The sequence below is a fragment of the Pseudomonas sp. Tri1 genome, from assembly GCF_017968885.1.
Classification (GTDB): domain Bacteria; phylum Pseudomonadota; class Gammaproteobacteria; order Pseudomonadales; family Pseudomonadaceae; genus Aquipseudomonas.
The window spans coordinates 1,256,083-1,282,312 of the sequence record NZ_CP072913.1 but is presented as its reverse complement, the minus strand read 5'-3'; the positions used below and the strand labels follow the sequence as shown (position 1 = coordinate 1,282,312).

Genomic DNA, 26,230 nt, shown 5'->3' with positions numbered 1-26,230 from the left:
ATCGCGAGCAAGCTCGTTCCCACAGGTTTTGTATCCCACCTGTCCCGCACCAGGGGACCATGATGGTCGTTTTGCTATAAGATAACCGCCATTTTGTGGGTGTCAGCCTGCCCCCACACTAGCCTTGCGTTCATACTAATATTCCCGGAGTTTTCATGACGGCCCACGCCGACCTCTCGCCGACCCTGCAACTCGCCTGCGACCTGATCCGCCGTCCGTCCGTAACACCGGTGGATGCCGATTGCCAGAAACTGATGATGCAGCGCCTGGGTAACGCGGGCTTTGCGCTCGAGCCGATGCGCATCGAGGATGTGGATAACTTCTGGGCCAGCCACGGCAAGCATGACGGTCCGGTGCTGTGCTTCGCCGGGCACACCGACGTGGTGCCGACCGGCCCGGTGCAGGCCTGGCAGCTCGATCCGTTCGACGCGGTCATCGATGAGCACGGCATGCTCTGTGGCCGTGGCGCGGCGGACATGAAGGGCAGCCTGGCGGCGATGGTGGTGGCGGCCGAACGGTTCGTCGCCGACTACCCGGATCACAAGGGCTCGGTGACCTTCCTGATCACCAGCGATGAAGAAGGCCCGGCCCACCACGGCACCAAGGCCGTGGTCGAACGTCTCAAGGCTCGTCAGGAGCGCTTGGACTGGTGCATCGTCGGCGAGCCGTCGAGCACCACGCTGGTGGGCGACGTGGTCAAGAATGGCCGTCGCGGTTCCCTCGGCGCGAAACTGACCGTGCATGGCAAGCAAGGCCACGTGGCTTATCCACACCTGGCGAAGAACCCGATTCACCTGGCCGCGCCAGCACTGGCAGAATTGGCCGCCGAGCATTGGGACCACGGCAACGACTTCTTCCCGCCCACCAGTTTCCAGATCTCCAACCTCAACTCCGGCACCGGCGCGACCAACGTGATCCCCGGTGACCTGGTAGCGGTGTTCAACTTCCGCTTCTCCACCGAATCCACCGTCGAAGGCCTGCAACAGCGCGTCGCCGATATTCTCGACAAGCATCAGCTGGACTGGCACATCGACTGGGCGCTGTCCGGCCTGCCGTTCCTCACCGAACCGGGGGCGTTGCTCGACGCGGTGTCGTCGAGCATCAAGGACGTCACCGGCCGCGAGACGAAGGCGTCCACCAGCGGCGGCACGTCCGATGGTCGCTTCATCGCCACCATGGGCACGCAAGTGGTGGAATTGGGGCCGGTCAACGCGACTATCCACCAGGTCAACGAACGGGTGCTGGCGGCCGATCTCGACGTACTGACCGAGATCTACTACAAGACGCTGATCAAGTTGCTCGCCTGATGCTCGCTTGCCCGATCTGCAGTGAGCCGCTGAACGCGGTGGACAACGGTGTGGTATGCCCGGCCGGCCATCGGTTCGACCGTGCGCGGCAGGGTTACCTGAACCTGCTGCCGGTGCAGCACAAGAACAGCCGCGACCCCGGCGACAACCAGGCCATGGTCGAAGCCCGGCGCGACTTTCTCAACGCCGGACATTACGCGCCCGTCGCCCGACGCCTGGCGGAACTGGCTGCCGAACGCGCGCCCGGGCGCTGGCTGGACATCGGCTGTGGCGAGGGCTACTACACCGCGCAAATCGCAGAAGCGTTGCCCAATGCCGATGGCTATGCCCTGGACATCTCCCGCGAGGCGGTCAAGCGTGCCTGCAAACGCAACCCGCAACTGACCTGGTTGATCGCCAGCATGGCCCGGGTACCATTAGCGGACGGCTGCTGCCAGTTCCTGGCCAGCGTGTTCAGCCCGCTGGACTGGCAAGAGGCCAAGCGCCTGCTCAGCCCCGGCGGTGGTCTGATGAAAGTCGGCCCGACCGCCGGCCATCTGATGGAGTTGCGCGAGCGGCTGTACGACGAAGTGCGTGAGTACACCGATGACAAGCACCTGGCCCTGGTGCCTTCGGGCATGGTGCTGGACCACAGCGAAACCCTCGAATTCAAGCTGTCGCTCGCCAACGGCCAGGACCGCGCCAACCTGCTGGCCATGACGCCCCACGGCTGGCGCGCCAGTGCCGAACGCCGCGCCAGCGTGATCGAGCAGACCGAGGCGTTCGAGGTCACGGTGTCGATGCGCTACGATTATTTCATTGTTCAATAATTAACCTTGGGCCTCGGGCAACCGCTCGGGGCCAGTTAAATCCGCGAATGGATTTTTCAAGACCGCAGCGAGGACATCCATGCGCCAACCCGATATCGAGATTTACCTCAAGGACGCCGACGTCGACCACAAGGCCATCGCCGCCTGGCTCGGCCAGGCGCTGGGCCCGTGCAGCGATTGGGTGCAGAAAGGCCAGACCTACAAGTGCAAGGCCGGCAACGTCCCCGTGACCTGGCTGCCCAAGGCCGTCGGCAAATGGAACAGCCTCTACCTGGAAAGCGACCAGACCCCGTGGGAAGACGACATCGCCTGCGCCCGCGCCGCCTTCGCCGCACTGAATGTCGAAGTGCGCTGTGCACCTGGCTCGTGGGTGGAAGAAGAAGGTGAAGAGTCGGCGGATCGCTGGATTCGCATCAGCGCCGATGGGGAAGAAGAGATTACCTGGAAGACGGCGTAACAGTCTGGAGGCATGTCGCAACTGCCATGCCCATGACAGATCCAAAGTGAAAGAAGATCCCCTGTGGGAGCGAGCTTGCTCGCGATAGCGGTGTGACAGCCAATGAAGATATTGCCTGATACACCGCTATCGCGAGCAAGCTCGCTCCCACAATGGGTTTTGTCTCACCAGTGAATGCGGTTTACAACCCCACCACATCCTCAGCCTGCAAGCCCTTCTGCCCTTCCACCACCGCGTACTCGACCTGCTGGCCTTCGGTCAGTGAACGGTGGCCTTCACCGCGGATGGCGCGGTAATGCACGAACACATCCGCTCCACCTTGACGCTGGATGAAACCGTACCCCTTGGCGTCGTTGAACCACTTCACACTGCCGGTTTCCCGTGCTGCCATGATGCTCACTCCCATTTTTATTTTTTGAGTCGGCTTTTCGATGGAAAGCCGTACGAACGTTAGCTGCCGTCCAGCCATCTACAAGGGAGGCCGTGGCAGTCACTGGCCGAGTATATGACACACGTAAAAACTCTCAACTGACTTTACTTCGCCGCTTTTTTGCCGATTTTCGACGAATCCGGCACACTAGCGACCGCTTGATCTTATCCACTCATGCAGAAGCCGTATGACCCGCTCCCCGTTCCGCCGTCTTGTGTTTGGCACCCTGCGCCGACTGTTGTACCTCTGGGTTCGCTCCGAGACCATCAACCAGTCGTCCTTCACCCTCAACCTCGACCGCAGTCGCCCGGTGTTCTACGTCCTGCAAGATCCGTCGCTCACCGACCTGGCGGTGCTCGACACCGAGTGCACCAAGGCCGGCCTGCCCCGCCCGGTGCTGCCGGTATCGGTGGGCAACCTGTTGGAACCGGCGGCGTTTTTCTACCTGACGCCGGCGCCGGACTGGCTCGGACGCCAGGACAAACGCGGCGCGCCGCCGACCCTGACGCGGCTGGTCAACGTTCTGACCCACAACGCCGCCGAAGATGCACAGATCATCCCGGTCAGCGTGTTCTGGGGCCAGTCGCCCGACAGCGAATCCAGCCCGTGGAAGCTGTTGTTCGCCGACAGTTGGGCCGTCACCGGACGCCTGCGCCGCTTGCTGAGCATCATGATCCTGGGACGCAAGACCCGCGTGCAGTTCTCGGCGCCGATCCATCTGCGCGAGCTGATCGAGCACGATAAGGGGCACGAGCGCACTGTGCGCATGGCCCAGCGGATCCTGCGGGTGCACTTTCGCAACCTGAAAGCGGCAGTCATCGGCCCGGACATTTCCCACCGCCGCAACCTGGTCAAGGGCCTGCTGAACCAGCCGCTGGTCAAGCAGGCGATTGCCGACGAGGCCGAGCGGGAAAAAATCTCCCCGGAAAAAGCCAAGGCCCAGGCCCTGCGCTATGGCAACGAAATCGCCTCGGACTACACCTACACCGCAATCCGTTTTCTGGAAGTGGTGCTGAGCTGGTTCTGGAACAAGATCTACGACGGTATCAAGGTCAATCATATCGAAGGCGTGCAAAACGTCGCCCAGGGCCACGAAGTCATCTACGTACCGTGCCACCGCAGCCATATCGACTACCTGCTGCTGTCCTACCTGCTATTTCGCAACGGCCTGACCCCGCCGCACATTGCCGCCGGCATCAACCTCAATATGCCAGTGATCGGCAGCTTGCTGCGCCGTGGCGGGGCGTTTTTCATGCGCCGTACCTTCAAGGGCAACCCGCTCTACACCGCGGTGTTCAACGAATACCTGCACACGCTGTTCACCAAAGGCTTCCCGGTGGAGTACTTCGTCGAGGGCGGTCGCTCGCGCACCGGGCGCATGCTGCAACCCAAGACCGGCATGCTCGCCATCACTTTGCGCAGCTTCCTGCGCTCATCGCGCATGCCCATCGTCTTCGTGCCGGTCTACATCGGCTATGAGCGGGTACTGGAAGGCCGCACTTACCTAGGCGAGCTGCGCGGCGCCAGCAAGAAGAAGGAATCGATCTTCGACATATTCAAAGTCATCGGTGCCCTCAAGCAACGCTTTGGCCAGGTGGCGGTGAACTTCGGCGAACCGATCAAACTGGCGGAGTTCCTCGACAGCGAGCAACCCGACTGGCGCCAACAGGAGCTGGGGCCGCAATTCAAGCCGGCCTGGCTCAACGCGACCACCAACCGCCTCGGCGAGCGCGTGGCCCGGCACCTGAACGAAGCCGCAGCCATAAACCCGGTCAACCTCGTCGCCCTGGCGCTGCTCTCCACCAGTCGCCTGGCCCTGGACGACCGTGCCATGGCCCGGGTGCTGGACCTGTACCTGGCGCTGCTGCGCAAAGTGCCGTACTCGCCCCACACTACCCTGCCCGAAGGCGATGGCCGGGCGCTGATCGAGCACGTGAAGGGCATGGACCTGCTGTCGGAACAGAGCGATGCCCTGGGCAAGATTCTGTACCTGGATGAACAGAACGCGGTGTTGATGACCTACTACCGCAACAACGTCCTGCACATCTTCGCCTTGCCGGCGCTGCTGGCGAGTTTCTTCCAGAGCAGCTCGCGCATGAGCCGCGAGCAGATCCTGCGCTACACCCGAGCCTTGTACCCGTACCTGCAATCGGAGTTGTTCATTCGCTGGTCGCTGGAAGAACTCGACGCCGTGGTCGACCAGTGGCTCGAAGCGTTCGTCGAACAAGGCCTGCTGCGCTTCGAAAACGACCTGTACCTGCGCCCGGCGCCGAGTTCGCGGCACTTCGTGCTGCTGACCCTGCTGTCCAAAAGCATCGCCCAGACCTTGCAGCGCTTCTACATGACCGTCTCGCTGCTGCTCAACAGCGGCCAGAACAGCATCAGCGCCGAAGAACTGGAAGACCTCTGCACCGTCATGGCCCAGCGCCTGTCGATCCTGCACGGCCTGAATGCGCCGGAGTTCTTCGACAAGAGTCTGTTCCGCCACTTCATCCAGACGATGCTGGACCTCGATGTGTTGCGCCGCGACGAAGCCGGCAAACTCAGCTACCACGAGCTGCTGGGCGAGCTGGCCGAAGGCGCGGCCAAACGGGTGCTGCCGGCGGAAATCCGCCTGTCGATCCGCCAGGTGGCGCTGCATCGCAGTGAAGATGCGGCGGAGGTCGCCGTCAGTCCTGGCATGTGAAACCTTCGGACCACTCACCCAGAACCATGGAGCGGTTCCGGTGAGCCGATGGAGAAATCAGCGAACTTACTCCGACGCTGCGCAGCGGCTAAAGCGACGTCAAACGAAGAAAAGACCTACAGAGAACTTTGGAACAGGCTTCTAGGATGAGCCCACGTCAATGTCGACGTACTGAAAAGGAATTCAGCATGAATATCATCACGTTAACCATACAACTGCCCGAAGGCCAGCAACTCCCCGAAGACGGTCGCACCGAAGTCAGTGTCCAGAATGCGGCCGGTGCGCAGATCAGCGCCAGCGGTGGCCAGGGCTCCAACGTAGCGCCCAAGGAACCAGTGGCGCAGCAGCCTTGGCAATATCGCTTTCTTGTCGACCCCAAGACAACACGCCTAGGAGAAGAGCTCCTGGTCAAGGCACGCGTGTACCGAGCCGACACCGCTCTTTTTCTTGAGGCCGAACAGGCCTTCACCTGGGATGGCAGCAATCAACACGTTGACATCCCCCTGAGCCTGGCGCCAGCATCGCTGGCTGAAACTGTTCAAGCGCCCGCGTTCGGTTCCTGAGCCGCGACGTCAAGAATGGGGGCTTGGACGCCAATCCGCTAAATGCCCATTGACGCCGGTGTGCTGCTGGCGTCAATGGGCAAGGTACTTCCAATGAAAAAATCAGCTCTGTTTGCATCCATGGCGCTACTGGCCGCTTGCCAATCGGCAACGCCCCCCACCACAACCGCTGCATCCCTCGATGGCGAAGTGTTCTACCTGCAACGCATCGCCCTGCCGCCCAACGCTACCTTGAGCGTGAGCCTGCAAGATGTGTCCCTGGCCGACGCCCCCGCCGTGGTGCTCGATGAACAGCGCGGTCCGATCAAAGGCCAGGTCCCGCTGCCGTTCCACCTCAGTTATGATCCCACCCAGGTCAAGCCCGGCCATCGTTATGCCGTGAACGCCCGCATCGAAGTGGACGGCCAGTTGATGTTCATCACCACCGAACAACACACCGTGCACCTCGATGGCAAAGATCCGCAGCCGTTGAAGATCCGCGTCAACGCCGCACGCTGATTCCTTTTTCAAAATCTCTTCAAGGAAGCTGTCATGCTCCGTCCTACCCTCCGTTTCACCGGCCTGTGCGCAGGCCTGCTGATCTGCGCCAACGCCATGGCCCTGTCCCTGAGCGACCTGTCGCAGAATGATGCCACTGGCGGTCTCAAGGACGCATTGACCCAAGGCGCCCAAGTGGCGGTCAAGCAACTGGGCACGCCCGGCGGTTTCAGCAACAACCCGGACGTGAAAATCGAGCTACCAGGCAAGCTCGGCAAAGTCGCCAGCAAGATGAAGGCCTTTGGCATGGGCGACCAGGTCGACCAACTGGAAACCAGCATGAACCAGGCCGCTGAAGCCGCCGTGGTCCAGGCCCAGCCGATCCTGGTCAATGCCGTGAAGAACATGAGCGTGAGCGATGCCAAGGGTATCCTCAGCGGTGGCCAAGACTCCGCCACGCAATACCTGAACAAGAGCAGTCGCGAGCAGATCCGCGCCAAGTTCCTGCCCATCGTCAAGCAAGCCACCGACAAGGTCGGCCTGGCGCAAAAATACAATGCCTTCGCCGGCCAGGCCGCGACCTTCGGCGTGTTGGACGCCAAGAGCGCCAATATCGAAAACTACGTGACCGAGCAAGCGCTGGACGGGTTGTTCGAGATGATCGGCAAGCAGGAAGCCACCATCCGCAAGAACCCGGCGGCTGCGGCGACCAGTTTGGCGAAGAAGGTTTTCGGTACGCTCTAAGCCCCAACCCAAAACACCTGTGGGAGCGAGCTTGCTCGCGATGGCGGTGTAACAGCCAACAGAGATGTTGAAGCTGATATCGCTATCGCGAGCAAGCTCGCTCCCACATTGGTTTACGGGGTCAGAGGATCAAGGTCAGGTTTTCTTGACCCTGAACCACGCCGCATACAACGCCGGCAAGAACAACAACGTCAACGCCGTCGCCACGATCAACCCGCCCATGATCGCCACCGCCATCGGCCCGAAGAACAGGCTGCGCGACAGCGGGATCATCGCCAGCACCGCCGCCAGTGCGGTGAGCACAATCGGACGGAAGCGTCGCACCGTCGCTTCGATGATCGCCTGCCAGGGCGTCAGCCCTGCCTTGATGTCCTGTTCGATCTGGTCCACCAGGATCACCGAGTTGCGCATGATCATGCCCGACAGCGCGATAGTACCGAGCATGGCGACGAAACCGAACGGTTGGCGGAACACCAGCAGAAACAACGTGACACCGATCAACCCCAGGGGCGCGGTGAGAAACACCATGGCCGTGCGTGAGAAGCTGCGCAGCTGCAGCATCAGCAACGTCAGCACCACCACGATGAACAGCGGCACACCGGCATTCACCGATTTCTGGCCACGGGCCGAATCCTCCACCGTACCGCCCACTTCCAACAGATAACCGTCCGGCAACTCTGCGCGAATCGGCTCCAGGGTCGGGAATATCTGCTGCACCAGGGTCGCCGGTTGCTCCTTGCCGTAAATATCGGCCCGCACGGTCACGCTCGGCAGACGGTTGCGGTGCCAGATCACGCCCTCTTCGAAACCGTATTCCAAGGTCGCGATCTGCGACAACGCAACACTTTTACCATTGTCGGTAGGCACCGCTAGGCTTGGCAGCAACGACAGTTCGGTGCGCTCATGCAGCGTGCCGCGCAGCATGATCTCGATCAGCTCATTGTCCTCCCGGTATTGGCTGACGCTGGCCCCGGTGAGGGAACGTTGCAGGAAGCTCGACAGATTGGCCGTGCTCACGCCCAAGGCCCGGGCACGGTCCTGATCAACATTCAGGTACACCACTTTGCTCGGTTCTTCCCAATCCAGATGCACGTTGGCCACGTAGGGATTTTCTCGAACCTTGGTCGCCACTTTCCGCGCCAGGGCCCGGACTTCCTCAATGTGCTCGCCGGTTACCCGGAACTGCACCGGGTACCCCACGGGTGGGCCGTTTTCCAGGCGCGTGACCCGCGAGCGCAGGGTCGGGAATTGTTCGTTCAAGGTGCTGATCAGCCAACTGCGTAACGGCTCGCGATCTTCGATGGTCTTGGCCAGCACCACGAACTGGGCAAAGCTCGACGCCGGCAGCTGTTGATCCAGTGGCAGGTAGAAACGCGGTGAACCGGTGCCAACGTAAGCCACATAGTTATCGATGCCCGGGTGGCCCTTGAGCAATGCTTCAAGGCGCTTGACCTGTTCGGCGGTGCTACTCAGGGAAGCGCCTTCCTCCAGCTTCAGGTCGACCATGAGTTCCAGCCGCCCCGAGGCCGGGAAGAACTGCTGCGGCACAAAACGGAACAGCACCACCGAGCCGACAAACAACAACACGGTCAGGGTGATGACGGTTTTGCGTCGACGCACGCACCACTCCACCAACCGGCGGACCCGCTGATAGAACGGTGTGCCATAAGGATCGGGCTGGCCGTCAGCAGTGCCGTGTTTAGCCGCGTGAATTTTCGCCAGGTCTGGCAGGAGCTTTTCTCCCAGGTACGGCACGAACACCACGGCGGCCACCCAGGACGCCAGCAATGCGAGGGTCACGACCTGGAAAATCGAACGGGTATATTCGCCCGTGCCCGATTGCGCGGTGGCGATCGGCAGGAACCCCGCCGCCGTGATCAGCGTACCGGTGAGCATCGGGAATGCCGTACTGGTCCAGGCGTAGCTGGCGGCCTTGATCCGGTCGAAGCCCTGCTCCATCTTGATCGCCATCATCTCCACCGCGATGATCGCGTCATCCACCAGCAGCCCCAGTGCCAATACCAGCGCACCGAGGGAGATCTTGTGCAGGCCGATTCCCAGGTAATACATGGCGGCGAAGGTCATCGCCAACACCAACGGAATCGCCAGGGCCACCACCATCCCGGTCCTCAGCCCCAGGGAGAAGAAGCTCACCAGCAACACGATGGTCAGCGCCTCCACCAACACCTGGACGAATTCGCCGACGCCAGTCTTCACCGCCGCCGGTTGGTCCGAAACCTTGCGCAGTTGCATGCCGGCCGGGAGGTTGTTCTGCAGACGGGCAAACTCGCTTTCCAGGGCCTTGCCCAAGATCAGGATATCGCCGCCCTGCTTCATCGCCACGGCCAGGCCGATGGCATCTTCGCCCATGAAACGCATGCGCGGTGCCGGCGGATCGTTGAAACCGCGACGCACCTCGGCCACATCGCCGATACGGAAGGTGCGATCGGCGACACGGATCGGAAAGTTGCGGATCTCTTCTACCGTCTGAAAATTCCCCGAAACCCGTAGCTGTAGTCGCTCGCTAGCGGTTTCGAAGAAGCCTGCAGTCGACACCGCGTTCTGTTCTTCAAGGGCTTGCTGAACGGCTGCCAAAGGCAAGCCAAGGGTCGCCAGCTTGACGTTCGACAGCTCGATCCAGATTTTTTCGTCCTGCAAACCGAGCAGCTCGACCTTGCCCACGTCCTTGACTCGTTGCAGTTGGATCTGGATGCGGTCGGCGTAGTCCTTGAGCACCGCATAGTCGAAGCCGTCACCGGTCAACGCGTAGATATTGCCGAAGGTGGTGCCGAATTCATCATTGAAGAACGGCCCCTGGATGCCCGGCGGCAAGGTGTGGCGGATGTCACTGATCTTCTTGCGGATCTGGTACCAGAGCTCGGGAATCTGCGCCGAATGCATCGAATCGCGAGCCATGAAGGTCACCTGGGACTCGCCCGGGCGGGAAAACGAGACGATCCTTTCGTAATCGCCGGTTTCCATCAGCTTCTTTTCGATGCGCTCGGTGACCTGCCGCGAGACCTCCTCGGCCGTGGCGCCCGGCCAGACGGTGCGAATCACCATGGCCTTGAAGGTGAACGGCGGATCTTCGCTCTGGCCGAGCTTGGTGTAGGAAAGTGCACCGACAATGGCCAACAACAGCATCAGGAACAATACGATCTGGCGATTACGCAGCGCCCATTCGGAAAGATTGAAACCCATCGGGGATTACTCCTTGGCCGCCAGGTTGACCACGCGGTTGGAGCGATCCACCGGCCGTACCTGCTGGCCGTCGAGGAGCACATGCACACCGGCCGCCACGACCCAATCATCGGGGCCGAGGCCTTCGAGTACGGGAACGGTTTTTTCGCCGAAGGCGCCGACGCGCACCGGGACTTTTTTCAGGGTGTTATTGGCATTGACCACCCAGACATATGTCGCGCCGTTCTCGGCAGTCAGGGCAGACAAGGGTACCGACAGCGTCACCTTGTCGGCAGCCTGGATAAACACCCGGGCGCTCTGGCCCAGTTCCGCAGGAACGCTGCCGGCGGTGAAGGCGACACGGGCGGCAAACGTACGGGATTTCGGATCGGCAGACGGTGACAGCTCGCGGATATGCCCGCTGAAACGCTGGTCGGGCTGACTCCACAGCTCGACCGAAACCGGCTGGCCGATCTTGAACCGACCGAAACTTTGTTCCGGCAGGCTGATCAGCACCTCACGCTCGCCATCGGTGGCGAGGGTAAACACCGTTTGACCGGCCGATACCACCTGCCCCACTTCCACCGAACGCCGGGCCACTACGCCATCCTGGGGAGCACGCAGTACCGAGTAACTGGCCTGGTTATTGGCGACGTCGAACTCGGCCTTGATCTGCTTGAGCCGCGCGGCGCCGGAGCGATAAAGATTTTCAGCATTGTCGTATTGCGAGCGGCTGACCATCTGCCGCTCCATCAACGTCTTGTAGCGGTCACGCTCGGAGCGCACCAGGTTCAGGTTGGCCTCGGCGGCAGCGACCTGGGCGCGGGTCGCTTCCAGTTGCAGGCGCACATCCTCGGGATCGAGTTCGGCCAGCGGTTGATTGGCCTTGACCCGCTGGCCCTCTTCGACCAGTCGTCGGCTCACCTTGCCGCCAATGCGAAAGGCCAGGTCGGGTTCGAAACGCGCCCGCACTTCGCCGGGGTAACTGTCCATCGCCTGGGCCGAAGGCTGTGGTTTCACCACCATGGCCGGGCGCACGGCGACGGGCACCGGCTCGTCATGACCACACGCGGCCAACAATAAAGCCAGGCTGACTGGCACGACGAGGGGCAGGGCATAGCGGAACATGACAAGTGACCTTTCGCTAATGGTGCTTGGAATAATTATACTGGCGAGTATGTTATTAATAGCAAACTCACCAGTCCAGTATTAAAGCGAAGAAATGTCGAACAATCTTTCACCCCCCAGCGGCCCCGGTCGCCCGAAGGATCTGGCCAAGCGCCAGGCCATTCTCGACGCCGCGAAACGCCTGTTCGTGAGCATGGGTTACGCCAGCACCAGCATGGACGCCGTCGCCACCGAGGCGGGCGTGTCGAAGCTGACCGTCTATAGCCACTTCACCGACAAGGAAACGTTGTTTTCCGCCGCCGTGATGGCCAAGTGTGAAGAACAGCTGCCGACGCTTTTTTTCGAATGGCCGGACGGCGTTCCGATCGAAAAGGTGTTGTTGAACATCGCCCGCGGGTTCAACCAACTGATCAACAGCGACGAATCGCTGAACCTGCATCGGTTGATCATGGCCCTGGGCAGCCAGGACCCCAAGCTCTCGACGATTTTCTACGAAGCGGGCCCGCAGCGGATGCTCTCAGGCATGGAACGGCTGCTGACCAAGGTCCACCAGAGCGGCGCCCTGTGCATCGATAAACCGCGCAATGCCGCCGAGCATTTCTTTTGCCTGATCAAGGGCGCGGCGAATTTCCGCTTGCTGTCCGGCTGCGGCGCACGCCAGGAACCGGAAGCGGCCGAGGCCCATGTGCAGGAAGTGGTGGGGTTGTTTGTGCGGGCTTATCGGCCGTAGGTCAGCCGTCGGGTATTCGCTGGCTGACAGGCCCTCTTCGCGAGCAAGCTCGCTCCCACAGTTTGATCGAGGGTGCCCACAAAACCTGCATTCACTGCTGATCCCTGCGGGAGCGAGCTTGCTCGCGATGCAGGCGACGCGGTCTCAGGGCTTGAGTGCTTTCTTGGGATAGATGTCGTACCGACTGGATTTTCCATCCAGCCCATGGCTCGGCTTCGGCCCTTCGATGCACGGAGCCTTGCGCGGGCGTTTGACCACCACTCGGTGAGTCGCCAGGGCCAGAGCTGCGGCGAGCAGTGCCGGGGCATCCGGGTCATCGCCGACCAAGGGCCGAAACAGGCGCATTTCCTTCTTCACCAGGGCGGTTTTCTCACGATGAGGAAACATCGGGTCCAGGTAGATCACTTGGGGCGGCTCACCTTCCCAGTTGCGCATCACCTCGATGGAATTGCCCTGGAGCAAGCGCATGCGGGCCACGATGGGCGCCACCTCGAAATCTTCCGCCCCGCGAGCCAGGCCATCTTCCAGCAATGCACCGATCAGCGGCTGGCGCTCGATCAGGCTCATTTCGCAACCCAGGCTGGCCAGCACGAACGCGTCCTTGCCCAACCCTGCCGTGGCATCCAGCACCCGCGGGCGTACGCCCTGGGCGATCCCGACCGCCTTGGCGATCATCTGACCACTGCCGCCACCGTACAACCGACGATGGGCCGCCCCGCCCTCGACGAAGTCCACCCGCACCGGGCCCGGCGCATCCGCGCCCAGTTGCTGCAGTTGCAGGCCCTGTTCGCCGACCTGCAAGGCAAACTCGCCAGCGTCCACCTGCAAAGGCAGGCCAAGCCGCAGGGCCCAGTGCTCGGCCTGCGACTGGAAGGCCGGGGCCAGGGCCTCGACGCGGATGCGACAAGGCGCAGGTTGCTCACTCATGGAAAACACGCTCAAAAAATTAATGATCGGCAAAAATGGCCGATAACAAGGGTGAACGGCATTTTGCCAGAGCTGAGCGTCGACCGAGAAAAATGTCAGACATTCAATCCACATCGATAGGCGTTATCTCCCCTTACGGCGATTACAGCCTGCGTAACACCCAAGCCCTGAGCGGCGTCAGTCACCTGTGGCAGGATTTTTTTGCCCGGGCGCTGGCCGATCAACTGGGGGATAACGCACCGGCGCCTGGCAGCTACCAGCCCGTCGCTCTCGATGAGGCGGTTGAACCGACCCTCGGCGCCGAACTGCTGGAGCACATCGTCAGCCAGCGCACCTGCGAAGTGACCGAAACCCCGGTCAAACCGCCTGAGCCGCTGTTCCTGCCCATCGCCGAATTCGAACTGGACCTGCTGGACAAGCCTTTCCCACCCTTCCCACCGGAAGAAATCGCCGCCCAGCAAAAACAGCAGACCTTCGAGAGCAACTGGGTTCGCCCACTCGTGCTCACCGCCGGTCAACCGCTGCCGGAGCCCGGCCCGGCGCCGCAACCGCGTCCACTGCACCTGCCGATTGCCGAGTTCGAGCTCGACCTGCTGGACAAGCCCTTCCCGCCCTTCCCGGAAGAGGAATTGGTGGCGCAACAGAAACAACTGGACTTCGACACCCGCTGGGCACGCCCGATCGTGCTGCAGAACCTGCGTATCGCCGCCTGACCCGTTCAGGACGCTAGCGACAGATCCACCATGGCCCGACATCCAGATGAAAATGGTTGCGGTGCGCCGCGTTGTAATCCGGACTCAACACCACACTGAACATATCGCAAGCGCCGTCGCGGGCCTGGCGTAGAAACCGTGCATCGGCATTGTCCTTCGGCCAGTCCTTGAGCACGTTGATCGTACGGCCATCGGCCAGACGAAACCCGGCGATGTCCAACGCACTGGCCGTAGCGTGCTGGCTGCGCGCGCCACTTTCACGACCGTACATGTTGCGGCAGGCGAAACTGCCAAGGTGATCGACCCGCGTGATTTTCTGCCCATAGACTGCCGTTGCTGCTGGCTGCAACGCATGACGCTCGAACAGCGCGAACGCCACCGCCAACGGGCAACTGGCGAGAAAACTGCTGCTCAGCGCCACCTCACCGCCCTGCACCCTCAGCACATTGGTCAGCGGGCACGTCGAGTTGGCGCCGCTGTCGGCCTGGCGGGCGGTGTGCAGTCCCGAGGTAGCGAGGGCCTGGTCACACAGCTGCGGGTCGTTGCGCAGGGCCATGAGCTTGTAGCGGGTCAACAGGTTGGGGGGAACGTTGACGTCCAGGGGCGCCCAGGGATTCCATTGCGGCGGCAGCGACAGCCAGCCGCGCCATACCGCCAGCGCTGCGCAGGCAACGACCAGCGCCAATACCGCAAAGCCTTTCAAAAACCGCACGACAACGCCTCGGGCATCAACCCTTGAATAATTGGTTTGCCTGCTTGAACGGCATCGAGCGGCGAGTGAAGGTGAACGTGCCCTGCTGCTGGATTTCTTCAGCGGCGCGGAAGAACTCGCCATACGCGGCCAAGGCCAGGGCCGAGCCGACGCTGATGCGCTTGACCCCCAGCTCACTCAACTGCGCCACCGTCAGGTCCAGCGCCCCGGACATCAACACGTTTACCGGTTTTGGCGCCACGGCCTGCACCACCGCGAGCACTTGCTTGGCGGTGCTCAAGCCCGGGGCGTAGAGCACGTCGGCACCGGCGTCGGCGAAGGCCTTGAGGCGACGAATCGTGTCATCCAGGTCTGGATTGCCATGCAGGAAGTTTTCCGCCCGGGCGGTCAGCAGGAACGGGTACGGCAAACTGCGCACGGCGTCGGCGGCGGCCTTGACCCGCGCCACCGCATGTTCGAAGCAATAGATCGGGCTGTCTTCACGCCCCGTGGCATCTTCGATGGAGCCGCCCACCGCGCCGGCCTCTGCGGCACGCAGCAAGTTGCGGGCGCACGCGTCGGGAGCATCGGCAAACCCGTTCTCCAGATCGACCGCTACCGGCAGGTCAGTGGCAGCGACAATCGCCCTGACGTTGGCCAAGGTGTCTTCCAGGCCCAACGCACCATCTGGCCGCCCCAGGGAGAAAGCGTGACCGGCGCTGGTCGTCGCCAAGGCCTCGAAGCCAAGACTGGCCAGCATCTTGGCGGAACCGGCATCCCATGGATTGGGAATGACAAAAGCCTCCTCGCGTTCGTGCAAGGCCTTGAATGCCTGGGCTCGACGGGTTTGCGCATCCATGTAGTTCGCTCCTGGGCAGAGAGAGTTTGGCCTCAGAGCAAACCCAGTTGCTCGGCGGCGGGCTCTCTATATAGCTCAGGCAGGGCCGGCAAGCCAGGCAAACGACTCATCAAGCGAGTGTGGAAGTGTTGCGCAAGTTTCGCCGCCAGCAGGTTGTCGGCGGTGTGCAGGAAGATATAGGGCGTGCGTCCCTCTTCGATCCAGCCAGCGATTTTCTCCACCCAGGGTGTCAGGAACGGCTCGTTGGCCTCCAACACCGGATGACCGATGAAGCGCACCTGCGGGCATTGGGTGAACGCCGTTGGCCGGGGCGGTACGCGAGGCTTTTTCGATTGCGCGTGGAGCACGGCAGGATCGGTCGAGGTACAACTGAACAAGGCCCGGGGATCGAGGCAGATGCGTTCGACGCCACGCTCGAGCAACAGGCGATTGAGGCGCCGTTCGGCATCGCCCTTGGCGAAGAATTCATCGTGCCGGACTTCCACGGCCAAGGGCCGCTCGAAGGCGTCGATGAACCCAGCCAACTCTGGCAATCGATTTGGGGTAAAGGCTTTGGATAACTGCAACCAGAATGGCGACACCCGCTCGCCCAAGGGGCTGAGCAGTTGCAGGAAGGTTTCGCAGGCCGTCAGGCGCTCGCGCAAATCGCCATTGTGGCTGATGTCACCGGGAAACTTGGCGGTGAAGCGAAAGTGCTCGGGCATGGTCTCGGCCCAACGTTGCACGACGGCCGCGGACGGGCTGGCGTAGAACGTCGTATTGCCTTCCACGGCATTGAACACTTGGGAGTAGAGATTCAGGAAGTCGGAGCTTTTCGCGCCCTGGGGATACAGGTAATCACGCCAGGCGTTTTCGCTCCAGGATGGGCAGCCCAGGTAGTAAGGCAACCGCATCAGATGTAGAGGTCGAGTCCCAGCACTTCCATATCCCAATCGACGAAACCGGCGGTGCTCAGGTAGCTGGCCAGGGCCGTGGCCACGCTGCGGCTCATGGAACGGTGATACAGCATGTCTTGCTGACGGGCGGGAAGATTGCTCAGGCGTTGTGCGGAAGCTTTGGCGGCGCGGGCGGCCAGTTGCTCTTCGGACGGGAACTCCAGTTCGCCATCGACATCATCGAAGGACTCAGGCTCAGCGGCTTTGCCTGCACGAGGCTTGCGCTTGAGGGGATAGGACTGGGATGAAACGCCGTCTATACGCATAACAGAATGCTCGGTATCAATGATGGCAATTTAGCGGCACTTTCGCGACCGCGCAAATGCGCAAGTGATAACTAGAACACATAAAGCCAAAAAGGTTTAAAAACCGGCGGAAAAAGTGACGACTGGCGATATTGGGTGTGACTTTTGGCGCAGGAAATGACTTTTGGCTGGGGACGTCGGATAGCGGGGCTGTGAAAGATCGTTCCTCACGCTCTGCGTGGGAACGATCGAATGGGGTGAGGTTATTTACCGTTCGGACTTGGGTGTTGCAACCTTGTCCCGCAGGTACACCGGCTGGGCATCGTCAGCCGGGATGGCTTCGCCGCGGGCCCAGGCAAAGCGGGCCAGGGCCAGCAGGTCTTCGGCGTGCGGCAGCATCGAGGCGTCCTGGCCGCTGAGGTTGACGGTAATTCGCTCGCCGTAGCCCCAACCGGTACCCGCGCCGAACCAGTCACCGTCGGCCCCGCTCGGCAAAGCCGCGGCTTCGGGTGGCAATACCGCCTCAGCACCGACCAGGCGCATCTCACCGTCGGTTTCGCGATAGCAACCCCAGTACACCTCATCCATGCGCGCATCGATGGCCGCCGCGACTTGGCGCGCGCCCTGTTCGCGCAAGGCTCGCTGGGCCAGCACCGCCAGGTTCGACACCGGCAACACCGGTCGCTCCAGGGCGAACGCCAGCCCCTGCACCACGCCGATGGCGATGCGCACGCCGGTAAAAGCCCCCGGCCCACGGCCAAAGGCAATCGCATCCACCGCCTGCAAGGTGGTCCCGGCATCGCTGAGCAATTGCTGGATCATCGGCAACAGCTTTTGCGCATGCAGGCGCGGGATCACCTCGTAATGGCTCGTGACCTTGCCGTCGTGCAGCAAGGCGACGGAGCAAGCTTCAGTCGCGGTGTCCAGGGCCAGCAAGGTGCTCATCGATGTGTCCGTAAATCAGGTGGGAAAAAAGTGCGCCAGTATAAACAACTACGACCCGCAAGCGGGCCGTAGTTAGTGCAACTGATCAGACTTTTCAGCTCAGCGCTTCAAGCACCTTGCCGGTGATCGCATCGACCGAACCAACGCCCGGGATATGGCTGTATTTCGGCTTGCCGTGAGTCTTGGCCGACAGCTCCTGGTAGAACGCTACCAGCGGCTTGGTCTGGGAATGGTAGACCGACAGGCGATGACGCACGGTTTCTTCGGTGTCGTCCTTGCGCTGCACCAGGTCTTCACCGGTGACGTCGTCCTTGCCGGCAATTTTCGGCGGGTTATAGACGGTGTGATAGACACGACCGGACGGTTCGTGGACGCGACGACCGGCAATGCGCTGGACGATCTCTTCGTCATCGACCGCGATCTCGACCACGTGATCGAGCTCCACGCCGGCCGTCACCAGGGCTTCGGCCTGGGGAATGGTGCGCGGGAAACCGTCGAACAGAAAACCGTTGGCGCAATCGGCTTGAGCGATACGATCCTTGACCAGGGCAATGATCAGGTCATCCGACACCAGGCCACCGGCATCCATGATGCTCTTGGCCTTGACGCCCAGCTCGGTGCCAGCCTTGACTGCGGCACGCAGCATGTCGCCAGTGGAAATTTGCGGGATACCGAATTTTTCGGTGATGAACTTTGCCTGAGTACCTTTACCGGCCCCGGGAGCTCCCAGCAGAATGACGCGCATCGATGTGCTCCTCAATTTTTTTATGTAAAACGCTCGGATTCGCCTCGTGGGGCCAATCGCGGAAAAACAGGATCGTGACCGCCCAAACGGCCAAAGGCTGATCAAGATACACAGCAGGCCCGACCCACACAAGCCGCCGAAAGTCGGAGGAACCCGCGCCCGATGCGACCTTCGGAGGAGGTAGCGAGAGGCGCAACCGGGCCTCGAACTGTCGCCTCGCCGCCCCGCTGGCGCCCCTCCCGTACCACGCCCGGGAACACCGGGCGAGCCGTTTCGGCGCGCTGGCTAACCTTAGCCGGTATTGCGCAAACCGGCGGCAATCCCCGCCACAGACACCAGCAACGCCTGTTCCACGGGGCTGCCCTGGGCAACCTCCTGCTGGCGCGAGCGTGCCAGCAGTTCGGCCTGCAACAGGTGCAGCGGATCGAGGTAGGTGTTGCGCAAGCGAATGAATTCCAGCGTGGCAGGGCTATGTGCCAGTAGTTGCGACTGACCGGTCAACCCCAAAACCACCGAGCACGCCTGCGACAATAGGTCGCGTAAATGCGCACCCAAAGGTCGCAGCCCAGGCTCCACCAAACGCTCATCGTAGGAGCGCGCAATGTCGGCGTCAGCCTTGGCCAGCACCATCTCCAGCATATCGATGCGGGTACGGAAGAACGGCCACTGTTCGCGCATCTGCCCCAGCAGCTCGCCTTCGCCGCGCTCCAGGGCCTTGCTCAGGGCGGTTTCCCAGCCGAGCCAGGCTGGCAGCATCAGGCGGGTCTGGGTCCAGCCGAAGATCCACGGGATCGCCCGCAGGCTTTCGATGCCGCCAGCGCGACGCTTGGCCGGGCGACTGCCCAGGGGCAGGCGTCCGAGTTCCTGTTCCGGCGTGGATTGACGGAAGTACTCGACGAATTGCGGATTCTCCCGCACTACGGCGCGGTAGGCGCTGACGCCGTCGGCGGCCAGTTCGTCCATCAGATGCCGCCACTGGGGCGTGGGTGGCGGCGGCGGCAGCAAGGTCGCCTCAAGCACAGCGGCGAGGTACAGGTTGAGGTTCTGTTCGGCGATGTCCGGCAGGCCGAATTTGAAACGAATCATTTCACCCTGTTCAGTGGTACGGAAACGCCCGGCCACCGAGCCCGGCGGCTGGGACAGGATCGCCGCATGGGCCGGGCCGCCGCCACGGCCCACGGTGCCACCGCGACCGTGGAACAACAGCAGTTCGACTTGCTGTTCGCGGCAGATGTCCACCAGCCGTTCCTGGGCACGATATTGCGCCCAGGCCGCCGCCGTGGTCCCAGCGTCCTTGGCCGAGTCGGAATAGCCGATCATCACTTCCTGGGGCCCTTGCAGCCGTGAGCGATAGCCAGGCAACAGCAGCAAGCGCTCGATCACCGGCCCAGCGTTGTCCAGGTCGGCCAGGGTTTCGAACAGCGGCACCACCCGCATCGGCCGCAACACGCCGGATTCTTTCAACAGCAGTTGCACCGCCAGTACATCGGAGGCCGCGCCGGCCATGGAGATTACGTACGAGCCCAGGGACGCCGCCGGTGCCGCCGCCACTTCCCGGCATGTAGCCAGGACTTCCGCCGTATCGGCCGACGGTTTGAAATGGGCGGGCAGCAGCGGGCGTCGGTTGTTCAGCTCGTCCAGCAAGAAGCTGATGCGCTGCTCCTCGCTCCAATCCTCATAGCGACCCAAGCCCAGGTAATCGGTGATTTCGGTCATGGCGGCGGTGTGGCGAGTCGAGTCCTGGCGCACATCGAGGCGCACCAGGAACAGCCCGAAGGTCACCGCCCGACGCAAGCAATCGAGCAGTGGTCCGTCGGCGATCACGCCCATGCCGCATTCGTGCAGGGAGTGGTAGCACAGCTCCAAGGGATCGAGCAGTTCGCGGTTGAACTGCAACACTTCGGCGCTGGCTGGCGTGGGCGCCTTCAAGGAGGCTTGGGCCCAGTTGCGGGTAGCACGCAGGCGCTCGCGCAATTGCTTGAGCACCGCACGATAGGGTTCGGCGCTGTCGCCCGCCTGGGCACGCAAGGCCTCGCTGGCGTGCTGCATGGACAGCTCGGCGGCCAGGTGATCGACGTCGCGCAGGTACAGGTCCGCCGCCATCCAGCGCGCCAGCAACAGCACCTCGCGGGTCACGGCGGCGGTGACATTCGGGTTGCCGTCACGGTCGCCGCCCATCCACGAAGCAAAGCGGATCGGCGCGGCCTCCAATGGCAGGCGCAGCCCGGTGGCGGTGTGCAACGCCTGGTCGGCCTTGCGCAGGTAATTGGGGATGGCTTGCCATAGCGAATGCTCGATCACCGCAAAGCCCCATTTGGCCTCGTCCACTGGGGTCGGGCGGGTACGGCGGATCTCTTCGGTGTGCCAGGCTTCGGCGATCAGTCGTTGCAGGCGTTCATGGATCTGCGCGCGCTCGGCACTGGTCAGGTCGCGATGATCCTGGGCCGCCAGTTGCGCGGCGATGGCGTCGTATTTCTGGATCAGCGTGCGACGGGCCACTTCCGTCGGGTGAGCCGTGAGGACCAGCTCGATCTCCAGCCGGCCCAATTGCCGCGCCAGGGACTCGGCACCATGGCCCTCGGCCCGCAACCGGGCGAGCAGCTCGGGCAACACCCGCGCCTCGAAGGGTTCGGGCTGCGACTCTTCGCGGCGATGGATAAGTTGGTATTGCTCCGCAATGTTGGCCAGGTTGAGGAACTGGTTGAACGCCCGCGCCACCGGCAGCAGTTCGTCTTCGCTCAATTGGTTGAGGCTGGCGCTGAGTTCGGCGTCCACGGAACCACGTCGGTCAGCCTTGGCACCCTTGCGGATCTGCTCGATCTTGTCGAGAAACGTGTCCCCGTACTGTTCGCGGATGGTGTTGCCCAGCAGCTCGCCGAGCAGGTGAACATCCTCGCGCAAGCGGGCATCGATATCGGTCATCAGCAGGTCTCCAGCAAAAAGGTCCGGACAGCGATCGGGTTAGACGCATGAGATAGATGCATTTGAGGCAGATGCACTTGAGACAGATGCACTTGAGACAGAGAGTGCCGATGCCAACCGTGTATGACAAGCGACGAAGGGACTTTAAACCTTGCAGGACAAAGCTAGTCTCATGAATAAGCCACACAACGGCTTGCCACTCACCGCGCCTGCCACGAGCAGGCTTATTGAGGCCATCATGAAAATCCGTGAGCTCGCCCAGCATTGGGAAGAAAACGCCAAGGGTCGCCTGACCCAGACTGGCTATACAATTCACCTGGACGTAGAGGCCGCCGCACGCCTGGCCGCGATCTGCGACATGTACCCCAAGCGCCACCCCGAAGAACTGCTGGGTGAGTTGATCGGCGCGGCGTTGGAGGAGCTGGAAGCGAGCTTTCCCTACATCAAGGGTTCGCAGGTGGTGGCCACCGATGAAGAAGGTGACCCGCTGTACGAAGACGTGGGCCCGACCCCGCGATTCCTCGCCTTGTCTCGCCGGCATCTGCACGAACTGTCCTCGCAGGACGACAAGCCCAAACACTGATTCTTCCACCCCAGAAAGCGACATCCCGGCGCTGCTCCTTGCTCCTGCAGCGCCGGGAATACCGCTGCGCGCCTGGAAAGTTCAGCTTTTCGCGCGCTGACCGTTCAGTCAGCAATTCTTTTGGCGATTGGCCATCTTCTCTGAACTTTTGAAAAACGCCTCGGGTCACACCGAGTAACCATACTGGAACGGGCGTTTAAATAAACGTGCCCTGGCGCCAGCGCCAAAAACAGACGTCACGGCTTCGGTACCAGCATGGATCAGTTGTTTTTCAGGAGTTTTCCAATGGAGTTGAAGCCTATGAATACCTGCACTGCCAAACCCTCATCCACTGGCCTGCGTGGCCTGAAGTTGGCTGCCCTGGCTATCGGTAGCAGCTTCATCCTCGCCGGTTGCGCCGGCAATCCACCTTCGGAGCAGTACGCGGTGACCCAATCGGCGGTCAACAGCGCCGTCAGCGCCGGCGGTACCGAATTCGCCGCGGTGGAAATGAAGTCGGCCCAGGACAAGCTCAAGCAGGCCGAGATCGCCATGCACGACAAGAAGTATGACGAAGCCAAGCGTCTGGCCGAACAGGCCGAGTGGGACGCCCGTGTCGCCGAGCGCAAGGCTCAGGCCGCCAAGGCCGAACAAGCCCTCAAGGACTCTCAGAAAGGGGTTCAGGAACTGCGTCAGGAAGGCATGAACAAGGTTCAGTAAACCGTTCACGCCACGACGTACTTCTCATTGATAAAAGGACGACAGATTATGATGCACAAACACTTGATGATGCCCGCCCTGCTCGCTGCCTGCGTAGCCCTGGCCGCTTGCTCCCACGACCCGAACGCGAACCTGGAACAGGCTCGCACCAACTACAACGGTCTGCAGGCTGACCCGGCGGCGACGAAAGTAGCTGCACTGGAAACCAAGGACGCCGCCGACTTCCTGGCCAAGGCTGACAAGGCCTATATGGACAAGGAAGACGAAGCCAAGGTCGACCAGTTGGCCTACCTGACCAACCAACGCGTCGAAGTGGCCAAGCAGACCATTGCCCTGCGCAACGCCGAAGCCGAGCTGAAAAACGCCGGTGACGAACGTGCCCGCGCCTTGCTCGACGCGCGTAATGCGCAGATCAAGCAATTGCAGGACAGCCTGAACGCCAAGCAGACCGAACGCGGCACCCTGGTGACCTTCGGCGACGTGCTGTTCGCCACCAACAAATCCGACCTGCGCGCCAGCGGTATGACGAACGTGAGCAAACTGGCGCAGTTCCTCCAGGAAAACCCGGACCGCAAGGTGATCATCGAAGGCTACACCGACAGCACCGGTTCGGATTCCTACAACCAGTCGCTGTCCGAGCGTCGTGCCGGCTCCGTGCAACTCGCGCTGATGAAAATGGGCGTCGATCCGGCGCGCATCGTGACCCAGGGTTACGGCAAGGAATTTCCGGTGGCCGACAACACTAGCGTCTCGGGCCGTGCCATGAACCGTCGGGTGGAAGTGACCATCTCCAACGACAACCAGCCAGTGGCCCCGCGTTCGACCATGAGCGCCAACTGACTCGCTGACTGCAACTGAAAAGCCCCGCCTGAGTTAATCGGGCGGGGCTTTTTCATGCCTGCACAAGGTGGGCTGTACACATGCCCTGTGGGAGCGAGCTTGCTCGCGATAGCGGCAGGTCACTCGACATCGGCGCTGACTGATCCACCGCTATCGCGAGCAAGCTCGCTTGTATGTTTAGACTTGAAGGGGTGGGCGGGACTAAAAGCTCGATTCCGACTCTAGCCAGTACGGACCGTGGGAGACTTCTCGTTCCGCCCTTTCTACCTAAAGCGCCGATAAGGAATTCATCGGTAAAACCGACGATAGAGGCAAGCCAGCGCAAAGGTAGACCCCGACAAGCACCTAAACCCTAGCTCCGAGGATTCGTCATGACAATCCTTAACTCACCAACGGTTATTGGTATCGATGTAGCGAAGGCCGAAATCGTCGTTTACCGCGAAGACCTGAAAATCACTCAAGCCATCGCCAACAATCGAGAAGCTCTTGGCCGGTGGCTCAAAACGCTACCAGCCCAAAGCTCGATTGCGCTGGAAGCCACCAGTTTTTATCACCTGGACACAGCTGAGCTGGCCCATGGAATGGGGTTTCATGTTTACGTTGTGGATCCTTATCGGGTGGCCCATTACCGTGAAAGTATTGGGCTGCGGGCTAAAACTGATCCTTGTGATGCGCGTTTGCTGGCTCGTTATCTAACGAACGAGCAAGCAAGGCTGCGTATCTGGAGCCCACCTCCAGAAGCCTACAAAGTGTTAAAAAACCTGCTTAGAAAACGTGCGGCACTCATCAAGGCCCGCGTCAGTATCGTGCTGAGTTTTTCGAACGAACCGTGCCTAAAGGACATCTTGGCCCGGCAGTTGGAGGTCTTCAAAGAGTCCGATCAGGCCATTCAGAAGCTAATGCGTGAGGCCAGCCAAGCGGTAGGGATCACTGAAAACATCAACCGCTGCAAAGCCATTGAAGGGATTGGTGAACTGACGGCCATTGGCTTGGCGACCGCATTCATGCGCGGTCACTTTGTCAGTGGCGATGCATTCATTGCTTTCTTGGGGATGGATTTGCGTCCAAAAGACTCAGGGAAGAAGCACAGTCCTCGTCACTTGAGCAAAAAAGGGGACGGGGAGCTACGACGCCTGGCGCACAACGCCGCGATGGCGGCCTGTCGGTCTCCTGCCTGGAAACCTTACTATGAGGCCTTCTTGGCACGAGGCCTGGCCAGAACTCAGGCCTTGGTTATCCTCGCCCGCAAGTTGTGTCGGGTAGCATTCGCCCTGATGAAAAATCAGAGCGAATACCAACCAAATTCACGGTTGCAGGGTTCCCCTGCAACATAGAATCTCCCACAAGGGAATGGTGGCGTCCTTGGGATTTGGTTACGGCTGGAGCTTCTGTGGCGTTTCCTGGCCCATGCAACGCACCGCGCGCTTCTTCTCGTTGATCAGCACGCCGGTCAGGCCTTTCTGTTCGGTATCGAACAGCACCAGTACACCGTCGATGCACTGGGCCACCTGGGGCGCCGGTTCCAGGGCGACTTTGTAGTCTTCGCCCGGCACGGTCTTGAGCATGGTGAATTGGTTGAGCAGCAAGGCGTCCTCGGGTTTAGCGAAGTGCAGGTAACCGTAGTACCAGAGCACCCCGACGGTGCCGAGGATGCTGCAGATACCGGTGATGATCAGGGGGATGGCGTTACGTTCTTCGCTCATTGCGGGCTCTCTGGAGATTCAACAGGTGATTTCGGATAATTCGGCACTTCACCCAGGCGGCGCAGGCCGTCGAAGTGCTGGGGGTCGTCGAGGTAGCGCAGCATCACCGTGCGCCAGACCGGGTCGGCGAACGTTTGCACATGCCCGCCGCGGGTCAGTTGCAGGACCCGCGGCGGCGGCGCAGCTTGATACAGACGGATGCCATTGGAAAGAGGCACGATGGGGTCATCCAGGCTGTGGTAGATCAGCTTCGGTACGCCGGTCAGTTGCGCCACGGAAGCGATCGCGCTGTCACCGTCGGGCACCAGCCAGGACAGCGGCACCTGGAACGCCCAGGTCAACCACGAAGTGCTCAGGGCGAAACGCCCGACGTCGCGATAGCTGGCCGGCACGCCATCCAGTACCAGGGCCTTGAGTTGCTGTTGGCGTTGCGGATGCTCGACCAGATAGTGCACCGCCAACGCGCCGCCCAGGCTCTGGCCGAGCAGTACCAGCGGCTTGCCTTGGACTTCGGGCGACTGGTCGAGCCATTTGAACGCCGCGTCGATGTCCTGGTAAATCGCCGGCAGGCTCGGTTCGCCTTCGGACAAGCCATAACCGCGGTAGTCAATCATCAAGACCTGATAACCCTGCTCCGGCAACCACCAGCTCCCACCCAGGTGCCAGGCCAGGTTGCCGCCGTTGCCGTGCAAGTGCAGCACCGTGCCCTTGACCGCCACGCCTTGTTTGACCGGCAACCACCAGCCGTGGAGCTTGAGACCGTCGGCGGTGGTCAGGGTCACGTCGCGGTACTCGAGCTTGGCCCGCTGCGGGGTGAACGGCAGGCCGTGCTCGGGGTAGAACAGCAGGGAGCTGCAACCGCTCAGGGCCAGCAGCAGGCATAAGATGCCGAGGGTTCGCATCCGGTGAAAC

Annotated in this window: 26 protein-coding genes; 13 read left to right on the top strand and 13 right to left on the bottom strand. The window is 61.6% G+C overall.

What is annotated here, in order from left to right; translation table 11 throughout:
* Positions 1-155: 155 nt before the first annotated feature.
* From dapE to J9870_RS05580, 3 genes are all read left to right on the top strand, one after another.
* A complete protein-coding gene (gene dapE / locus J9870_RS05590; protein ID WP_210643041.1) occupies positions 156-1,307 on the top strand; it encodes a succinyl-diaminopimelate desuccinylase in 1,152 nt (383 codons plus the stop codon).
* A complete protein-coding gene (locus tag J9870_RS05585; protein WP_210643040.1) occupies positions 1,307-2,116 on the top strand; it encodes a putative RNA methyltransferase in 810 nt (269 codons plus the stop codon). Before dapE ends, J9870_RS05585 begins: the two co-directional genes overlap by 1 nt.
* Before the next feature lie 79 nt (positions 2,117-2,195).
* Positions 2,196-2,573 (top strand): hypothetical protein, encoded by a 378-nt coding sequence (locus J9870_RS05580; RefSeq protein WP_135843905.1) that lies wholly within the window; start codon positions 2,196-2,198, stop codon positions 2,571-2,573.
* A 181-nt stretch (positions 2,574-2,754) separates the two neighbouring features.
* Here J9870_RS05580 and J9870_RS05575 read toward each other — a convergent pair whose 3' ends face one another.
* Positions 2,755-2,964 (bottom strand): cold shock domain-containing protein, encoded by a 210-nt coding sequence (locus tag J9870_RS05575; RefSeq protein WP_210643039.1) that lies wholly within the window; start codon positions 2,962-2,964, stop codon positions 2,755-2,757.
* 226 nt (positions 2,965-3,190) lie between these two features.
* Here J9870_RS05575 and plsB point away from each other — a divergent pair, with 226 nt between their 5' ends.
* The 4 genes from plsB (at position 3,191) to J9870_RS05555 (ending at position 7,473) form a co-directional block, all read left to right on the top strand.
* Complete coding sequence (gene plsB / locus J9870_RS05570) at positions 3,191-5,689, top strand: glycerol-3-phosphate 1-O-acyltransferase PlsB (protein ID WP_210643038.1); 2,499 nt, start codon at positions 3,191-3,193, stop codon at positions 5,687-5,689.
* Between the two features lie 188 nt (positions 5,690-5,877).
* Entirely contained in the window at positions 5,878-6,252 is a 375-nt protein-coding gene (locus J9870_RS05565; protein WP_210643037.1) for a hypothetical protein, read from the top strand.
* 93 nt (positions 6,253-6,345) lie between these two features.
* Positions 6,346-6,750: a YbaY family lipoprotein gene (locus J9870_RS05560; protein WP_210643036.1), complete on the top strand. Its 405-nt coding sequence runs from the start codon at positions 6,346-6,348 to the stop codon at positions 6,748-6,750.
* 33 nt (positions 6,751-6,783) lie between these two features.
* Entirely contained in the window at positions 6,784-7,473 is a 690-nt protein-coding gene (locus tag J9870_RS05555; RefSeq protein ID WP_210643035.1) for a DUF4197 domain-containing protein, read from the top strand.
* A gap of 135 nt (positions 7,474-7,608) precedes the next feature.
* Here J9870_RS05555 and J9870_RS05550 read toward each other — a convergent pair whose 3' ends face one another.
* Positions 7,609-10,674: an efflux RND transporter permease subunit gene (locus J9870_RS05550; protein WP_210643034.1), complete on the bottom strand. Its 3,066-nt coding sequence runs from the start codon at positions 10,672-10,674 to the stop codon at positions 7,609-7,611.
* Between the two features lie 6 nt (positions 10,675-10,680).
* Entirely contained in the window at positions 10,681-11,781 is a 1,101-nt protein-coding gene (locus tag J9870_RS05545; protein WP_210643033.1) for an efflux RND transporter periplasmic adaptor subunit, read from the bottom strand.
* Positions 11,782-11,875: 94 nt separating this feature from the next.
* Between J9870_RS05545 and J9870_RS05540 the strand changes: the two genes are divergently transcribed.
* Positions 11,876-12,511: a TetR/AcrR family transcriptional regulator gene (locus J9870_RS05540; protein WP_210643032.1), complete on the top strand. Its 636-nt coding sequence runs from the start codon at positions 11,876-11,878 to the stop codon at positions 12,509-12,511.
* Between the two features lie 144 nt (positions 12,512-12,655).
* On the opposite strand, the gene J9870_RS05535 is transcribed toward J9870_RS05540, so the two are convergent.
* A complete protein-coding gene (locus tag J9870_RS05535; RefSeq protein WP_210643031.1) occupies positions 12,656-13,438 on the bottom strand; it encodes a class I SAM-dependent methyltransferase in 783 nt (260 codons plus the stop codon).
* Between the two features lie 92 nt (positions 13,439-13,530).
* Between J9870_RS05535 and J9870_RS05530 the strand changes: the two genes are divergently transcribed.
* Entirely contained in the window at positions 13,531-14,151 is a 621-nt protein-coding gene (locus J9870_RS05530) for an energy transducer TonB (RefSeq protein ID WP_210643030.1), read from the top strand.
* A gap of 13 nt (positions 14,152-14,164) precedes the next feature.
* Here the strand turns inward: J9870_RS05530 and J9870_RS05525 are convergent, their stop codons facing one another.
* From J9870_RS05525 to ppc, 7 genes are all read right to left on the bottom strand, one after another.
* Entirely contained in the window at positions 14,165-14,863 is a 699-nt protein-coding gene (locus tag J9870_RS05525; RefSeq protein ID WP_210643029.1) for an extensin family protein, read from the bottom strand.
* A 16-nt stretch (positions 14,864-14,879) separates the two neighbouring features.
* Entirely contained in the window at positions 14,880-15,701 is an 822-nt protein-coding gene (locus J9870_RS05520; protein WP_210643028.1) for an isocitrate lyase/phosphoenolpyruvate mutase family protein, read from the bottom strand.
* 32 nt (positions 15,702-15,733) lie between these two features.
* The gene (locus tag J9870_RS05515; RefSeq protein ID WP_210643027.1) at positions 15,734-16,594 is read right to left on the bottom strand and encodes a DUF72 domain-containing protein; all 861 of its coding nucleotides are present in this window, start codon (positions 16,592-16,594) and stop codon (positions 15,734-15,736) included.
* Positions 16,594-16,902 carry a hypothetical protein gene (locus tag J9870_RS05510; RefSeq protein WP_210643026.1) on the bottom strand — a complete coding sequence of 103 codons (309 nt, stop codon included), beginning with the start codon at positions 16,900-16,902 and terminating at the stop codon, positions 16,594-16,596. Before J9870_RS05510 ends, J9870_RS05515 begins: the two co-directional genes overlap by 1 nt.
* A 246-nt stretch (positions 16,903-17,148) precedes the next feature.
* Positions 17,149-17,826 (bottom strand): tRNA (adenosine(37)-N6)-threonylcarbamoyltransferase complex dimerization subunit type 1 TsaB, encoded by a 678-nt coding sequence (gene tsaB, locus J9870_RS05505; RefSeq protein WP_210643025.1) that lies wholly within the window; start codon positions 17,824-17,826, stop codon positions 17,149-17,151.
* Between the two features lie 94 nt (positions 17,827-17,920).
* Positions 17,921-18,571, bottom strand: coding sequence for an adenylate kinase (gene adk, locus J9870_RS05500; protein WP_210643024.1), 651 nt, complete (start codon positions 18,569-18,571; stop codon positions 17,921-17,923).
* Positions 18,572-18,862: 291 nt separating this feature from the next.
* On the bottom strand, positions 18,863-21,493 hold the full coding sequence (ppc, locus tag J9870_RS05495; protein ID WP_210643023.1) for a phosphoenolpyruvate carboxylase: 2,631 nt from the start codon (positions 21,491-21,493) through the stop codon (positions 18,863-18,865).
* Positions 21,494-21,731: 238 nt separating this feature from the next.
* On the opposite strand from ppc, the gene J9870_RS05490 reads away from it, so the two are divergent.
* The 4 genes from J9870_RS05490 to J9870_RS05475 all read left to right on the top strand — a co-directional run bounded on the left by J9870_RS05490 (position 21,732) and on the right by J9870_RS05475 (position 24,949).
* Positions 21,732-22,076, top strand: coding sequence for a pilin assembly protein (locus J9870_RS05490; RefSeq protein ID WP_210643022.1), 345 nt, complete (start codon positions 21,732-21,734; stop codon positions 22,074-22,076).
* Positions 22,077-22,361: 285 nt separating this feature from the next.
* Positions 22,362-22,775 carry a DUF4398 domain-containing protein gene (locus J9870_RS05485; RefSeq protein ID WP_003198164.1) on the top strand — a complete coding sequence of 138 codons (414 nt, stop codon included), beginning with the start codon at positions 22,362-22,364 and terminating at the stop codon, positions 22,773-22,775.
* A 51-nt stretch (positions 22,776-22,826) separates the two neighbouring features.
* Positions 22,827-23,615: an OmpA family protein gene (locus J9870_RS05480; RefSeq protein ID WP_210645113.1), complete on the top strand. Its 789-nt coding sequence runs from the start codon at positions 22,827-22,829 to the stop codon at positions 23,613-23,615.
* Positions 23,616-23,986: 371 nt separating this feature from the next.
* A complete protein-coding gene (locus tag J9870_RS05475; RefSeq protein WP_210639263.1) occupies positions 23,987-24,949 on the top strand; it encodes a transposase in 963 nt (320 codons plus the stop codon).
* A gap of 39 nt (positions 24,950-24,988) precedes the next feature.
* On the opposite strand, the gene J9870_RS05470 is transcribed toward J9870_RS05475, so the two are convergent.
* Complete coding sequence (locus J9870_RS05470) at positions 24,989-25,318, bottom strand: hypothetical protein (RefSeq protein WP_135843889.1); 330 nt, start codon at positions 25,316-25,318, stop codon at positions 24,989-24,991.
* A complete protein-coding gene (locus tag J9870_RS05465) occupies positions 25,315-26,220 on the bottom strand; it encodes an alpha/beta hydrolase (RefSeq protein WP_210643021.1) in 906 nt (301 codons plus the stop codon). Before J9870_RS05465 ends, J9870_RS05470 begins: the two co-directional genes overlap by 4 nt.
* Positions 26,221-26,230 lie beyond the last annotated feature (10 nt).